Origin of the sequence: Solwaraspora sp. WMMB762 (assembly GCF_049179115.1) — a bacterium.
Lineage (GTDB): Bacteria > Actinomycetota > Actinomycetes > Mycobacteriales > Micromonosporaceae > Micromonospora_E.
This window is the reverse complement of the sequence record NZ_JBMHMD010000001.1, coordinates 4,851,546-4,865,572: the sequence shown is the minus strand read 5'-3', so window position 1 is coordinate 4,865,572 and position 14,027 is coordinate 4,851,546. Positions and strand designations below refer to the sequence as shown.

Annotated in this window: 11 protein-coding genes; 4 read left to right on the top strand and 7 right to left on the bottom strand. The window is 70.1% G+C overall.

Annotated features, from left to right (window positions below; all coding sequences use genetic code 11):
• Positions 1 to 143 precede the first annotated feature (143 nt).
• Together ACN27J_RS21630 and ACN27J_RS21625 are read left to right on the top strand one after the other, a co-directional pair.
• A complete protein-coding gene (locus tag ACN27J_RS21630) occupies positions 144 to 2,108 on the top strand; it encodes a hypothetical protein (RefSeq protein ID WP_421368953.1) in 1,965 nt (654 codons plus the stop codon).
• Positions 2,109 to 2,260: 152 nt separating this feature from the next.
• Entirely contained in the window at positions 2,261 to 3,448 is a 1,188-nt protein-coding gene (locus tag ACN27J_RS21625; protein ID WP_421372368.1) for a hypothetical protein, read from the top strand.
• Between the two features lie 72 nt (positions 3,449 to 3,520).
• On the opposite strand, the gene rplI is transcribed toward ACN27J_RS21625, so the two are convergent.
• The 4 genes from rplI to rpsF all read right to left on the bottom strand — a co-directional run bounded on the left by rplI (position 3,521) and on the right by rpsF (position 5,180).
• Positions 3,521 to 3,970, bottom strand: coding sequence for a 50S ribosomal protein L9 (gene rplI, locus ACN27J_RS21620; protein ID WP_278172926.1), 450 nt, complete (start codon positions 3,968 to 3,970; stop codon positions 3,521 to 3,523).
• A 14-nt stretch (positions 3,971 to 3,984) separates the two neighbouring features.
• A complete protein-coding gene (rpsR, locus tag ACN27J_RS21615) occupies positions 3,985 to 4,224 on the bottom strand; it encodes a 30S ribosomal protein S18 (protein WP_091551811.1) in 240 nt (79 codons plus the stop codon).
• Positions 4,225 to 4,267: 43 nt separating this feature from the next.
• The gene (locus tag ACN27J_RS21610; RefSeq protein WP_278172925.1) at positions 4,268 to 4,807 is read right to left on the bottom strand and encodes a single-stranded DNA-binding protein; all 540 of its coding nucleotides are present in this window, start codon (positions 4,805 to 4,807) and stop codon (positions 4,268 to 4,270) included.
• 82 nt (positions 4,808 to 4,889) lie between these two features.
• The gene (gene rpsF, locus ACN27J_RS21605) at positions 4,890 to 5,180 is read right to left on the bottom strand and encodes a 30S ribosomal protein S6 (RefSeq protein ID WP_363851323.1); all 291 of its coding nucleotides are present in this window, start codon (positions 5,178 to 5,180) and stop codon (positions 4,890 to 4,892) included.
• 664 nt (positions 5,181 to 5,844) lie between these two features.
• On the opposite strand from rpsF, the gene ACN27J_RS21600 reads away from it, so the two are divergent.
• On the top strand, positions 5,845 to 6,636 hold the full coding sequence (locus ACN27J_RS21600; protein ID WP_421368950.1) for a deoxyribonuclease IV: 792 nt from the start codon (positions 5,845 to 5,847) through the stop codon (positions 6,634 to 6,636).
• Positions 6,633 to 8,639, top strand: coding sequence for a hypothetical protein (locus ACN27J_RS21595; RefSeq protein ID WP_421368947.1), 2,007 nt, complete (start codon positions 6,633 to 6,635; stop codon positions 8,637 to 8,639). Before ACN27J_RS21600 ends, ACN27J_RS21595 begins: the two co-directional genes overlap by 4 nt.
• On the opposite strand, the gene ACN27J_RS21590 is transcribed toward ACN27J_RS21595, so the two are convergent.
• From ACN27J_RS21590 to ACN27J_RS21580, 3 genes are all read right to left on the bottom strand, one after another.
• Positions 8,574 to 10,202, bottom strand: a complete 1,629-nt coding sequence (locus ACN27J_RS21590; protein WP_421368945.1) for a glycosyltransferase family 87 protein — start codon at positions 10,200 to 10,202, stop codon at positions 8,574 to 8,576. The two genes, ACN27J_RS21595 and ACN27J_RS21590, sit on opposite strands and share 66 nt — an antisense overlap.
• Before the next feature lie 144 nt (positions 10,203 to 10,346).
• Positions 10,347 to 13,262, bottom strand: a complete 2,916-nt coding sequence (locus ACN27J_RS21585; protein ID WP_421368943.1) for a transglycosylase domain-containing protein — start codon at positions 13,260 to 13,262, stop codon at positions 10,347 to 10,349.
• A gap of 194 nt (positions 13,263 to 13,456) precedes the next feature.
• Positions 13,457 to 13,918: a DUF5318 domain-containing protein gene (locus ACN27J_RS21580; RefSeq protein ID WP_278172914.1), complete on the bottom strand. Its 462-nt coding sequence runs from the start codon at positions 13,916 to 13,918 to the stop codon at positions 13,457 to 13,459.
• Positions 13,919 to 14,027 lie beyond the last annotated feature (109 nt).

The window sequence follows — 14,027 nt, the reverse complement described above, 5'->3', positions numbered from 1 at the left end:
CTGAGCTGGGACTTTGCGATCCACAGCCGGTGGACAAAAATCTGCACCGGGCTGCCCACCGGGCTACCGGCTACTATCGGGCGGGAACTGATTCGCCGGCCCAGCCGATCACGGCTCGATAGCGAAGGGGCGAGGCTCCGGCGGTGGACTACCGGGACTGGGAGTACGGCGACCGCCCTCCACGCGAGCGGCGGTCGGCTGCCCGGTGGCCCGATGACACCGATGCCGACCCGGCACCACGCTCTCGTCGGTCACGGCGCTACGACCCGGCCGAGGATGACGCGGCGCCCCGCGGCCGGCGCCGCTACGAGGACCGACGCGGCCGCGACGAGGACCAGCGCGACGGTGCCCGGTACCAGGTAGACCGGGGCAGCCCGCCTACGGACCGGTGGGCGCTGCCCGCCGGCCCGACGCCGCCAGCGGGTGAGCCGGTCCACCGGGATCCGCCGGCTAGCCGGGCCGGGCGGCACCGCGACGAATCGTGGCAGATCCCCGAGCAGCCGGTACGGAGCCGCCGGTCCCGTGGCCGTCCGGCGCTGCCAGCGGCCCGGCCCGAGATGGACGCCCCCGCCTGGGACCGGCCCCGGCGGGCACCGGGCCGGCGCCGCGCGGCCGAGGACCCGATCTCCGGCGGTCCGATCTCGGGCAGCCCGGTGTCCGGGAACCCGATCTCCGGCAGCCCGGTGTCCGGCGATCCAGCGGGCTGGCGGCGTGAGTCGCCCGATAGCCGTTCCGGGCCGGTGTCGGGTGCCGGTCCGCTCGACCCGGGCGGTCCAGCCACTACGCCACCCGCTACCTGGTCGACCGCGCCGGCGCGGTGGTCGGCGTCGCCCAGTGATCCAGGTGACCCCGGTGACCTCGAGGGGTACGGCGGTCGCAGTCGTCGGTCGTCCCGTCGTACCGGCCAGCCGTCCGACTCCGACCGTCCCGGCCGCCGACGGCGCGACCGCGACGACATCCGGCGTCGCCTCGACGACGACCACGCGGCGCAGTGGCTACGCGACGACGAGTCCACCAGCGGGTGGTCCGGTGGATCGGACCACACCGGCGAGTGGTCGAGGCGTTCCGACCCCACCAGCGGATGGTCCAGCGCGACGGACCACACCAGCGAATGGTCCCGGGGTGCCGACTACACCAGCGAATGGTCCCGGGCCAGCGAGCGCACCGGCGGGTGGTCGCGGGAGGCGGACCAGGCCGGGCGATGGGACCGGCCCGCCCGTCGCGAGATCGAACCGCCCCGGCGCGAGTTCACCGACGAGACCGGTACCTGGCCGCGTACCGCGTCCTCGCCGCGGGCGATCGGTGCCGGCCCGGCGCAGCCGCCCGCCGGCCGGGCCGGGGAGCTCAGCCGCAGGGCGTACCGCCCGAAACCGGTCGACAGTTGGCGCGAGATCGGCGACCAGACCGATCAGTGGCACCGGGGCGACGACCCGGAGAGCTGGCCGGCCGGTAGCCGCACCGGGGCGCGCAAAAGACGCGCCGCCGAGGTCGGCGACGTCGACGCCGATATCCTTCCGCCGGTCGACCCGTGGCCACAGGTCGAGCCGGGCCGGGAAGGTACCTTCTGGTCTGGCACCCGGCTGGCGGCAGACGACCCCAGGTGGGTGGAGACGCCAGCTTCGGCACCCCGGTCACCGATCGCACTGCCGAGCGCGCCCCGCTCCCGGGTGCTGCCCGAGCAACGACCACGGCCGAGGTACGAGCCGCCGTCGCAGCGTCGGCTGACGTACCGGATCGACGACGAACTGATCGACGCCGACCAGGGCGGCTATTTGTCGTCGCTGCTGTACACGGCTGCCTGGTACGCCCTGCCGGTGGTGGCGTTTCTGATCTGGAGCCTCACCCTGGACGGCACCCCGGCGACCACCGACTGCGTTCTCGGGGTGGACGGCGACTGCCTCTCCGCTCGGGCGCAGGCGATCAACTCGCTGCTGGCCGCCGCGCCGGACTTCGCGTACGCGCTGATGATCTCGCTGGTCCTGGCGGTGTCGATCAGGTGGGTCAGCGGCACGTGGCGCGCCTCGAGTGTCGGCCTGGCGTCGGCGGTGATCGGCGGCGGCATGTCGACCGTGCTCGCCAGCGCCATCACCGGCCAGCCGATCGGTTGACGCCGGACCTACCGGGCGGGCCCCGGATCCCCGACTGTTCGCGCTGTTCGTCGCGGGTGCCGTGCTCCTAGGATCGACCAGTGTTCAGCCGCAGCCGGAGGATCAACCTGACCGTGGCCGGGCCGCTTCTCGCCGGGCTGGTGACCGGGCTGGTGACCGGGTGCGGCCCGGCCGGCGACGGCTCGGCGGTCGGTGCCGGTCCTCCCAGCGGCGCGCAGCCTGGGGCGTCGTCCGCTACCACCGCGCCGGCCGCTGTCCCGTCGGACGGCACACCACTACCGTCCGGCGCGGCCGGGCTGGGCCCGGCCCCGGTGCCGTCGGAGGCTCCCGACCGGACGACGGCGGCCGGTCCGGCGGCCGGCAACCCCGATGGACAAGCTCAGGTGCCGGCGCGGGCCCGCGCGGTGGACACCAGCCGGCCGACCCGCACGATCGGCGACGGTACGCCGGCCAGTTGCACCTCCCAGGCGGTCGTCGCGGCGGTCGCAGCCGGCGGGATCATCACCTTCGCCTGCGGGCCGGAACCGGTGGTGATCACGATGGACCGGACGGCGAAGGTCCGCAACGCGGCCAGTCGGCAGGTGGTGCTGGACGGCGGCGGGCTGGTCACCCTCAGCGGCGGCGGGCAACGACGAATTCTGTACATGAACACCTGCGACCAGGCGCAGGGCTGGACGACCTCGCACTGCAATGATCAGGACCATCCCGAACTGGTCGTGCAGAACCTGACCTTTGCCGACGGCGATTCCACCGGTGAGCAGGTCGACGGTGGCGGCGGTGGCGCGATTTTCGTCCGGGGCGGCCAGTTCCGGGTGGTCAACTCCCGATTCGTCGGTAACCGGTGCGACCCGACCGGACCGGATCTCGGGGGCGCGGCGATCCGGGTGCTGGACCAGTGGCAGGACCAGCCGGTGTACGTGGTGCAGAGCACCTTCGGCGGGGCACCCGGCGACGGCGGGGTGTGTGCCAACGGCGGTGCGTTGAGCAGCATCGGTGTCTCGTGGATCGTGCTGAACAGCGTACTGACGCACAACTCGGCGACCGGCAACGGTGCGAATCCAGCCAAGCCCGGCACCCCGGGCGGCGGTAGCGGTGGGGCGATCTACGCCGACGGCAACCGGTTCACCGTCTCGATCGCCGGCACCGTCATCGCCGACAACGAGGCGCGGGAAGGTGGCGGGGCCATCTTCTTCGTCAGCAACGACCGGTCTGGCACCCTCGAACTCACCGATTCGGTGCTGCGCCGCAACACCAGTCACGGCTTCGCCACCGCCGGCTACCCGGGCATCTTCTACCTCGGGTCCGGGGATCCGGTCGTCGTCTCCAGCATTCTGCGCTGAGCATGGCTCAGGGGCCACACCGTCTGGTGTGGCCCCTGAGTCGGATGTCTCGCTCGCTGTGGCTGTCGGAAGCTACCTGGCCTGCAGCACACTGAGGTCGAACTTGGCGGTGACGTCCGGGTGCAGCTTGACCTTCACCGGGTAGGTACCGACCGACTTGATGTGGCCGGGCAGCTCCAGCCGCCGCCGGTCCAGGGCCGGACCGCCAGCGGTACGGACGGCGTCAACGACCTCGGCCGGGGTGACCGAGCCGAACAGTCGACCGCCTTCGCCGGCCCGAGCGGTCAGGGTGACCTTCAGGCTCTCCAGCTGACCCTTGACCTCGTTGGCGTGCCCGAGGTCGCGGATCTCCCGGGCGGAACGGGCCCGCTTGATCGAGGTGACCTGCTTCTCGGCACCCTTGGTCCAGGAGATCGCGAACCCTTGGGGCAGCAGGTAGTTACGGCCGTAGCCGTCCTTCACCTCGACGATGTCCCCGGGGGAACCGAGCCCAGACACCTCCTGCGTGAGGATGATCTTCATATCGGTGCCTCCGCTCAGCGGGCCGTCGTGGTGTACGGCAGGAGCGCCATCTCGCGGGCGTTCTTGACCGCGCGGGCGATCTGTCGCTGCTGCTGGGAGGTCACCCCGGTCACTCGCCGGGCACGGATCTTGCCCCGGTCGGAGATGAACTTGCGCAGCAGCGCGGTGTCCTTGTAGTCGATGTAGGTGATCCCGTCCTTGTCGAGCGGGTTCACCTTCTTCTTCGGCTTGCGAAGTGCCGCAGCCTTGGCCATTGCTCGTGCTCCTGGTTTGCGATCGCGGGCGTTGGAAGCCATATCAGAATGGAGGTTCCTCGTCGAAGTTCCCGCCGCCCGAACGGGCGGACGAGGCGGCCGGCGCGGCCGGCGCGGCCGTGGCCCATGGGTCGTCGAAGCCGCCGCCCTGGTTGCCACCGCCACCGGAGCCGCCGAAGCCGCCGCCGCCGGAGCCGGATCGGGACATCTTCTGCACCTTCGCCGTGGCGTACCGCAGCGACGGGCCGATCTCGTCGACTTCCAACTCGATGACGGTCCGCTTCTCGCCCTCACGGGTCTCGTACGACCGCTGCCGCAGCCGACCCGAGACGATCACCCGGGCACCCCGCTGGAGCGACTCGGCGACGTGCTCCGCCGCCTGGCGCCACACCGTGCAGGACAGGAAGAGCGGCTCGCCGTCCTTCCACTCGCCGGAAGCTCGGTCCATGTACCGGGGGGTCGAAGCCACCCGGAACTTGGCGACCGCTGCTCCCGACGGGGTAAAGCGCAACTCAGGGTCATCGGTCAGGTTGCCGATGACCGTAATGGTGGTATCTCCTGCCATGACCATCTCCTCGCGCACTCAGTCGACGTCCTCGTCACCAGGCTGCCAGAGCCGTGTGACAGGACCGACGAGGGCTGTCGGGCGGACCGGTGGGACGCGGTCAGCGCGTCTCCGGCCGAATGACCTTGGTGCGCAGCACCGACTCGTTGAGTCGCAGCTGGCGGTCCAGCTCGGCGACAGCATCCGGGGTGGCCTGCAGGTCGATGACCGCGTAGATGCCTTCCGCCTTCTTGTTGATTTCGAAGGAGAGGCGGCGGCGGCCCCAGACGTCGAGCTTCTCGACCGAGCCTCCGGCGGTGCGGATCACGTTGAGGTACGTGTCGAGCGAGGGCGCGACCGTGCGCTCCTCGAGGCTGGGGTCGAGGATGACCATGATCTCGTAATGACGCAAGACGTACTCACCTCCTGTGGGCTGACGGCCACGGTCCTTCCGTGGCAGGAGGTCCAGCGTCGTGACGCCGACGACCAGTCAGGCAACTGACGTCGGCGCAACCGAACAAGGATAGCCGGCTGCGGGCACGAGCCGCGGGGCGCCCCCTGTCCGCATTCTTTGGGTGGGACCTGGGGAGGAACGACCACACCGACGAGGTTGGACGTGAGGCGCCCCGCGGAGCCTGTGCAGTTGTGCGCTGGTCAGGGCAGGTGTTTGAACTTCTGCCCGTGTTGCACAACTATAACCCTTATTGCTGCTACAGACACGCCAATCACGGCAATTAGCGCAAGGAGCGCTAATAGTCCGATTGGATGATCTTGTCCGGTCAGACCGGCGAACCAGGAGGCCACCACGCCCTCCGCGAGCGACAGTTCTATCGGCACGTCCTCTCCCAGCACGAACGGTGGCGCCGGTCCCGGCATGAAGACGAGGACGAAGACGTCGGTGTCTCCGCCGATCGGCGGAGACGCCGAGCCGGTTCTCTACCGGGAGCAACGACCGCGATCGGTGGCGGTGACGCGGCCGGCTCGCCGGGCGGCCGGCCCACGTCCACCGGTACGAACCGGTGGTCGCACGAACCGCCGGTGCCCGGATCGTCAGGCTTGCCACGTAGGCTCGGCCCATGCGTATCGGAGCCCACGTCGACCCCAGCGACCCGCTCACCGCAGCCGCCGACCGACGGGCAGACGCGGTCCAGTTCTTCCTCTCCGACCCGCAGGGCTGGAAGGCCCCGCAGCCGCGCACCGACGCGGATCAGCTGGCCAGCTCGGACGTGGACCGGTACGTGCATGCTCCGTACGTGATCAACGTCGCCACCTCGAACAACCGGATCCGGATTCCGAGTCGCAAGCTCCTGCTGAGCCATGCCACCGGTGCCCGCCAGGTGGGGGCGAAGGGTCTGATCGTGCACGGCGGCCACGTCAGCCGGGGCGACGACGCAGCGGTGGGTTTCGACAACTGGCGCAAGACCTTCGCCTATGCACGGGATCAGGGCGGATTCCCGGTGCCGGTGCTGATCGAGAACACCGCAGGCGGCGAGAACGCCTGCGCCCGACGGTTCGACGCGCTGGCCCGGCTGTGGGACACGATCGGCGAGTTCGGGCCGGGTTTCTGCCTGGACACCTGCCACGCCCACGCCGCAGGTGAGGAGCTGCTCGACATCGTCGACCGGGTCAAGGCGATCACCGGCCGGATCGACCTGATCCACGCCAACGGGTCCAAGGACGCCTTCGACAGCAGCCGGGACCGCCACGAGAACCTCCAGGCCGGCATGATCGACCCGGAACTGATCGTCGCGGTGATCCGGTCCGCCGACGCGCCGGTCATCGTCGAGACTCCGGGTGGCACCGACGGCCAGGCGGCGGACATCGCCTTCCTGCGGGATCGGCTGGGGCAGCGGGATCCAGCCCGATGACCGGCAAGCGGGCAGCCGCCGACGGCGACCAGGCCACCACGGCCGACCCGGTCCGCCCCGACCCGGCATCGACCAACGGCACCGAACAGCAGCTCGACGAGACGACGGTGGGCCGGCCGGAGGCCGAGCTGGTCACGACCGACGACCCGCCGGAGACCAAGGCCGAGCCAACCGACAACCCGCCGGAAACGAAGGCCGAGCCGCCGGAGGCCAAAGCCGAGCCAACCGACGATCCGTTTACCGCGTTCGGTCCCGCACCGGCGAGCCGGCCGGGTCGGCTGGTGCGGGCCCGGCGGGCCGTCGTCCGGGTGCTGATCCACGAATGGAGCCTGGCCACCGTCGCGGCGCTCGTCGTCGCGGTGGCGATGACCTGGCCCACGCTGCGCTACCCGCTCTACACGATCCCGCAGGACACCTGGGATCCGACTTTGCAGGCCTGGCAGATGGCCTGGTCCGGGCATATTCTGCTGGCCGACCCCACCCAGCTGTGGCAGTCGAACACCTTCTACCCGCAGTCGTGGAGCTTCGCCTTCTCCGACACCCTGCTCGGCTACGCGCCCGCCGGCATGATCGGAGACGGGCCGGTGGCGGCGGTCCTGCGTTACAACATCATCTTCGTGCTGGCCCACGCGCTGGCGGCGCTCGGCGCGTACGCACTGATCCGCCAGCTCGGTGCCGGGCGGACCGCGGCAGCCGTCGGTGCGGCCGGCTACGCGTACGCGCCGTGGCTGCTGTCCCAGGCCGGGCACCTGCACATCGTCTCCAACGGCGGCATCCCGTTGGCGCTGGCCATGCTGGCCCGGGGACACGGCTGGTCACTGCGGTACGGCTACCGACCGCAGCGGCGCAGTGTCAGCTGGGCGTTGGCCGGCTGGCTGACCGCGGCCTGGCAGGTCAGCCTCGGCTTCGGTATCGGACTGCCGTTCATCTACATCCTGGCGATCATCTGCCTGGTCTCACTGGCCATGTACCTGGTCCGGCGTACCTGGTTCTGGCCGCAGCGAAAGCCGTTCGGAGCCGTACTGCTGCTCACCGACGTGGCCGGCGGCGCGCTGTTCACCGCCGTCGGGGTGCTGCTGGCGATCCCGTACTTCCGGGTCGCCGAGCTGCACCCGAACGCCGCCCGGACCATGGACGACCTGGCCGCGTACTCGCCGCCGCTGTCCGGGTTCTTCACCGCGCCGGCGGAGTCGCTGATCTGGGGCGACCGGCACGCCGATGCCCGCGCGGCACTGCCCTGGCATCCGGAGATGACCCTGCTGCCCGGCTTCGTGCTGTACGCGCTGGCGCTCGCCGGGCTGGTGCTGTCCATCTGGACGTGGCGGCAACGACTGCTGCTGCTCGCCGGGGTGCTGCTCACCGGGATCCTCGCGATGGGCAGCAGCTTCTTCGGCGGCACCTACAGCTACGGTCTGCTCTTCGAGTACGTACCCGGCTGGGACGGAATCCGCACACCGGGCCGGATGATGCTGTGGACCACGCTGCTGCTGGCGATCCTCGCCGCCGGGGCGGTGGCGGCGTTCGTCGGCCGGGTCGACGACATCGCCCGGCAACGGGTCACCGAACGGCCCGGTGCGCTGCTGCGACTGGCCACCCTGCTGCCCCTGCTGCTGGTCCTGGTGGAGGGGTTGAACGTCACCCCGCACCCGGTGGTGCCCGAGCAGCCGCAGATCATGCGGGTCGACGACGGCCCGATCCTGGTGCTGCCCAGCAGCCAGAATCTCGACCAGCACGTGATGCTCTGGTCGACAACCCGGTTCCAGCCGGTGGTGAACGGCGGCAGCGGCTTCACCCCGGACCAGTTGGCCGAGGTACGGGAGGTCACCCGGACGTTCCCCGATCAGTCCAGCATCGGGTACCTGCGGGAGCTGGGCGTACGCACCGTGGTGCTCCGGCGTGACGAGGTGCCCGGTACGCCGTGGCAGACCACCATCGACCTACCGGTTGACGGGCTCGGCATCGACCGAGTCGACATCGGCGACACCGTCGTCTACCGACTGTGAACCACCGGGGGCCGGCCTGGGTTCGCGTTCGTCGTTGAACCAGCGGCGGACCTTGGCCACCCAGCCGGCGTCCGGCGCGCCGTCAAAGACGCCGCCGTCCGGGTCGTCGGAGTAGTTGCGGCGTACCACGTCCCGCTCCGGGTGGAGGATGTCGCGGATCACGAACACGCACAGCGCCACCACCGTGCCGAGCCGCAGCGTGGCGGCCAGCACGAAGACCCCTTCCGGGATGACCTGGCTGCCGGTCGCGGTGCCGAGCAGTTGCCCGTAGAAGGCGAGGAAGTAGCCGACCTCGGCGGCCTGCCAGGCGAGGAAGGCACCCCAGCGCGGCCGGGCCAGCACGATCAGCGGCAACAGCCACAGGGTGAACTGCTGTGACCAGACCTTGCTGAAGATGAGGAATGCCGCGACCACCAGGAAGGCCAACGCGGCCAGCCGGGGCCGACGCGGCGCGAGCACCCCCAACGCGCCGATGCCGAGGCAGGCCAGACCGAACAGGACGTACGACAGGGTGTTCAGCGTCGGGATGTGGTCGCTGAGCCACTGGAACGGGCCCTGGTCGCCGGGCGTACCGCCGGCCCACTTGCCGTCCAGGTAGCGCCCGATGTACCAGAGCGTTCCCCAGTCGATCGGCCGTTCGGAGTTGAGTTCGAAGAATCGCCGCCACCCGTCGTGGGCGAAGAGGTAGACCGGCAGGTTGACCGCGACCAGGGTGCCGACCGCGGCGGCGATCGCGGTGGCGGTGGCCCGGATCCGGGCCGACCGCAGGCCGAGGACGAGGATCGGTCCGAGTAGGAACAGCGGCCACATCTTGGCGGCGCCGCCGATACCGAGCAGGACGCCGGCGAGCAGCGGGCGCTGCCGTACCCAGGCGAACAGGCCGAACATCGCGAACCCGATCGGCAGCATGTCCCAGTTGACGGTGGCGGTCAGCACCAGCGCGGGGGCGAGAGCGAACATCGCGGCGTCCCACGGCCGGCGGCGGCGCAGAGCGAGGATCGCCGCCACGGCGGCCACCCCCAGCGCACAGAGCACCAGGGCGTTGGCGTTGTAGAACCACATCGCCTGGTTGAGCTCGGGCCGGTCCGCGCCGAGCGCGTGCACCGGCAGCCCGAGTACGCCCATGAAGTAGCCGGTCACCACCGGGTACTCGACGGGGTGGTCGAGGTAGGGGACCTTGCCCTCGTTGAGCCCTTCGGCGTAGTAGAGAGCGAGCACGTCGGTGTAGCAGAACCGGGTGTACTGGACGTTGTCCTGCCATGCTCCGTCCATGCAGGGCGACTTCTGCACCCAGTGCGCGGCGAGACTGAGGCAGATCAGTGCGAGCACGATCCGGGCGGCGGTCCAGAACCGGCCGGGCCGACCGGCGGCACTGTCCTGCCCGGCGGCGTGCCGGCCCAGCGGGCCACCGATCGCTTCGGAGAGGCCGCGGACGAACCGGTCAGCGCGCGACGGGTGGTCGACGGGCGGCCGCTCGACCGTTTCGCCCTCGGCTGCGGTGGCCGGTCCAGGTTGCTCGGCCCGCTCAACTCCATCGATACCGTTCGGCGGCTGCACGCTCATGAACAGGCATCCTGCCGTACTCGACCTGCTTTCGTCTGCCCAGGACCGGCATGTCGAGTTCACCGATGTACCGCGCCGGCCGGTGACCAGGTCGGTTGACCTGGTCACCGGCCGGCGCGGTGGTTGGTGATCTGCGTCCGTCGATCAGCGTGTCGGCGGCGGCAGTGTCGGCGGCACAGTGGTGCCGCCAGCACCACCGCCGAAGTCGAACCCGATGCCGCCGTCGCCACCCTGGTCGTCACCGTCGTTGGGGTCGGTCCCGTTACCAGGAGTTCCGGTGGGGTTACCGGCACCGTCGTCGCCCTGGTCGCCGTCGTTGTTCCCGTTGTTGTCGCCGTTGTTTCCGCCGCCCGGGCAGAACAGGTCGCCCAGCGGACCGTCGCAGATTCCGCCGCGACCCGGCCGTTGCGGGTCCGGCGGCGGCGGGGCCGGCGACTTGCCGTTGCCGGCGTCGACGCTGCCGATCTCCCGGGCAGCCGGGAACTGTTCGACGTCCATCCCCTTGTGCGCCTCGTTCATGAAGCGCTGCCAGATGATGGCGGGCAGTCCGCTACCACCGATCTTGTTGTTGTTCTTGTCGCGGATCGCCTTGCGGTCTCCGACGTTGCCGACCCACACCGCCGTCGCGATCTGCGGGGTGTAGCCGACCATCCAGGCATCGCCGTTCTCGCCGCTGGACTCGTTGAGCTCCCAGGTGCCGGTCTTGCCAGCGACCGGACGCCCGCCGTTGAGGTCCCTGTTGATGTTGTTCGGGATCTGGGTCAGCACGTCGGTCAGGTCCGCCACGACCTCCTGCCGGATCCGCTGCTCCGGCTTGAGCTGCTCGCCTCCGGCCGTCACCCATTCACCGCTGACCAGGTTCTTCTTCTCGACCGAGATCACGAAGTGGGCCTTGTTGTAGACCCCGCGGTTGGCCAGCGTCGCCACCCCGTTGGCGTGGTCGAGCACCGTCACCGGGTACTGCCCGTACCCGACCACGTTGAAGAACGGCGACGGAGCAACCTCCTTCGGGTCGGCCGTGGTCAGGTCGTACGGCTTGTTGTCGGCGGTGTTCCACATGGTGGCGACGCCGGCCGCCTTGGCCATGCCGACCACCTTGTCGGCGCCGATCTGCTCGGTGACGTGGTAGAAGGGCACGTTGTAGGACTGGACGGTGGAGAACTCCAGCGAGCACCACTCGCCACAGCTGGCGTTCCGGCCGGCGTTCTGCACCTGGATCTCGGTGCCCTCGACCTTGAACGGCTTCGCCGTCCAGTGCGAGTCGACCGAGATGTCGTTGTCCAGGGCGGCGGCCAACGTGTAGATCTTGAACGTCGAGCCGGGCGAGTGGCCGCCGGTCCACTGGCCGTTCTCGTAGTTGCGGCCGGCGTAGTCGTGCCCGGTGCCGTTGTCGCCGCCGAAGTAGGCGAGCACCCGGCCGGTCTCCGGATCGATCGCGACCATCGCCGCCATCAGGTTCTCCGGCTGGCCCTCCATGGCCGACCCCTTGGCCTTACGCCAGATCGCCTTCTCCGCGGCGTCCTGCATCTTCGCGTCGATCGTCGTGACGACCCGGTAGCCGCCCTGCCGCAGCTCCTGCGAGCAGGTGTCCGGCGTGCAGATGCCCATCTGCACCATCTCGTCGCGGACGTAGTTGATGACGTTGCCCTCGGGGGTGTTGATCCCGCAGTCGATGATGCAGCTGTTCGGATCGACCTCCCGGATCTCCGGATACTCGGTCGGTCGCTCGGCCTCGGGCAGCCAACCCATCTCGACCATGCCACCGATCACGTACTCCCAGCGGGCCTTGGCCTCGGCCTCGTTGACCGCCGGGTCGTAGCCCTGGTGCCCGGTGGTCGCGTCCGGCTCCGGCTGCTTGATCACCGCCGCGATCACCGCGCCCTCGGCGACCGACAGGTCGGCGACCGACTTGCCGAAGTACTGCTGCGCGGCGGCCTCGATGCCGTAGGCGCCGCGGCCGAAGTAGATGGTGTTGAGGTAGAAGCCCATGATCTCGGACTTGTCGTACCGGTCGGTGAGCTTCGAGGCCAGCACCGCCTCGCGGACCTTCCGGGCGTAGGAGACCTCCTGCAGGTCCATCGCGTTTCGGGCGTACTGCTGGGTGATCGTCGAGGCACCCTGCCGGGTGCCGCCGGTGAAGTTGTTCCAGGCCGCCCGGGCGATACCGACGTAGTCGACGCCGGAGTGCTCGTAGAACTTGCGGTCCTCGGCGGAGGCCACCGCCCGCTGCACGTGCTCGGGGATCTGGTCGACGGTGACGAACACCCGGTTGAACTCGCCCAGCTTGGCGATCCGGGTGGTGCCGTCGCTGGCGTACATCGTGCTGGCCAGCGGCAGCGGCAGCTCCTCGGGCAGGGTCACCGTCGTCGAGTAGTAGGTGCCGCCGACGACCGCACCACCGGTGAGCATGATCAGGACCGCGAACGACGCGATCAGCAGGTTGATCCGCCGACGCTGCTTGGCCCGTTTCGCCGCGGCAGGGTCGCCGCCGCGACCGCCCCGGCCACGGCGTCCCGGCCCGGACGGGCCGTCGGGTCCACCAGGACCACCCGGTCCGCCGGGACCACCCGGACCGCCGCCGAACCCACCGGCCGGCGAGACCGGTCGTACGCTGGCCCGCCCGACGGTCGCCCGGCCGACTCCGGCACGGCCGGCGGCACCACCGACCGGGGCGCTGCCACCGACCGGGGCACCACCGCTGACCGGAGCACGGCCACCGACCGAGGCCCGACCGGCTGGGCCGCCGCTGACCGATGCGCTGCCGACCGACGCGCTACCCACCGACGCTCGTCCGGCGGAGGCCCGTCCGGCGGAGGCGCCGCTGACCGGAGCACGGCCACCGACCGAGGCCCGACCGGTGCCGGGGCTGGCTGGTCCGCGGAAAGCCTCTCCGCCGGGCCAACCCGCTTCGGAGTCGCCCCGCGCGGAGTGGCCGCGGGCCGGCCCGGCGTCGTCCGCCCCGGCCCAGTGGTAGTCATCCGGCTCGGATCCGTATCCGCCACCGCTGCCTGGACTGTAGGCACGCCCGTGGGCGGAGTTGGGGTCGCCGTACGAGTTCATGTGTCACACCCTGCCGGTTGCGGTGGTGCGCTCCAGCGCCACCACCGGTCTGCCGTGAGTTGGCCCACTACCGGTGCCGGAGCGACACCAGCAGCCGAAAGCCACTTCATCAGAAATATCGTGACTTGTCCGGTTAACCAGAAACGTTGCCCTGCCTACTCTCTGGTGCCTACGCAGCGACCGGGCAATCAGGTTCACCGTTGGGCCTCTCGCCTTCGTTTGGTCATCGATGGACGGCCGCCGCCGGACACGGCGACGGCGTCGTCAGCCTCGCCGTCACCGCCGACGCCTAGGCCATCCCGGCCGAGAAGATACTGCTCCACCAGGTGGTTCCAGTTGCAGACGCGACACACCTCGACGACGTACACCTGGAACTCACGCAGCGTCATCGCCAGCAACGACAACTCGGCCCGGTTTCGGGCCTGTCCGGCGGACTGCTTCAGCTCATCGCCATAGATGTAGTGCACGTGGGTCAGGTTCTCGCGGTGACAGATCGGGCAGCTCTCGTCGGTCGGCTCGCCGTGGAACCGGGCAGCACTCTTCAGGTAGGGCGAGGCATCACAGACCTCGTGGCTGCTCACCCGGCCGGAGAACACCTCGCGCAGCACGGCTCGCCGCTGAAGCGAGTAGTCGACGACCTGACGCTGCGAACGCATGGCCACGAGCGTACGCGGTCCCGGCTGACCTTGGCGACACGGTCACGATCAGTAGCCGACCGTACGCAAGGAACCATTTGCCCGGTGTCTGGTTTCCGTCTACCGTGTC

Coding starts and splice junctions, on each gene's coding strand:
- rplI (WP_278172926.1), bottom strand. CDS start 3,970: ATGAAGATCATCCTCACGCAGGAGGTGTCTGGGCTCGGTTCCCCCGGG.
- rpsR (WP_091551811.1), bottom strand. CDS start 4,224: ATGGCCAAGGCTGCGGCACTTCGCAAGCCGAAGAAGAAGGTGAACCCG.
- ACN27J_RS21600 (WP_421368950.1), top strand. CDS start 5,845: ATGCGTATCGGAGCCCACGTCGACCCCAGCGACCCGCTCACCGCAGCC.
- ACN27J_RS21595 (WP_421368947.1), top strand. CDS start 6,633: ATGACCGGCAAGCGGGCAGCCGCCGACGGCGACCAGGCCACCACGGCC.
- ACN27J_RS21590 (WP_421368945.1), bottom strand. CDS start 10,202: ATGAGCGTGCAGCCGCCGAACGGTATCGATGGAGTTGAGCGGGCCGAG.
- ACN27J_RS21585 (WP_421368943.1), bottom strand. CDS start 13,262: ATGAACTCGTACGGCGACCCCAACTCCGCCCACGGGCGTGCCTACAGT.
- ACN27J_RS21580 (WP_278172914.1), bottom strand. CDS start 13,918: ATGCGTTCGCAGCGTCAGGTCGTCGACTACTCGCTTCAGCGGCGAGCC.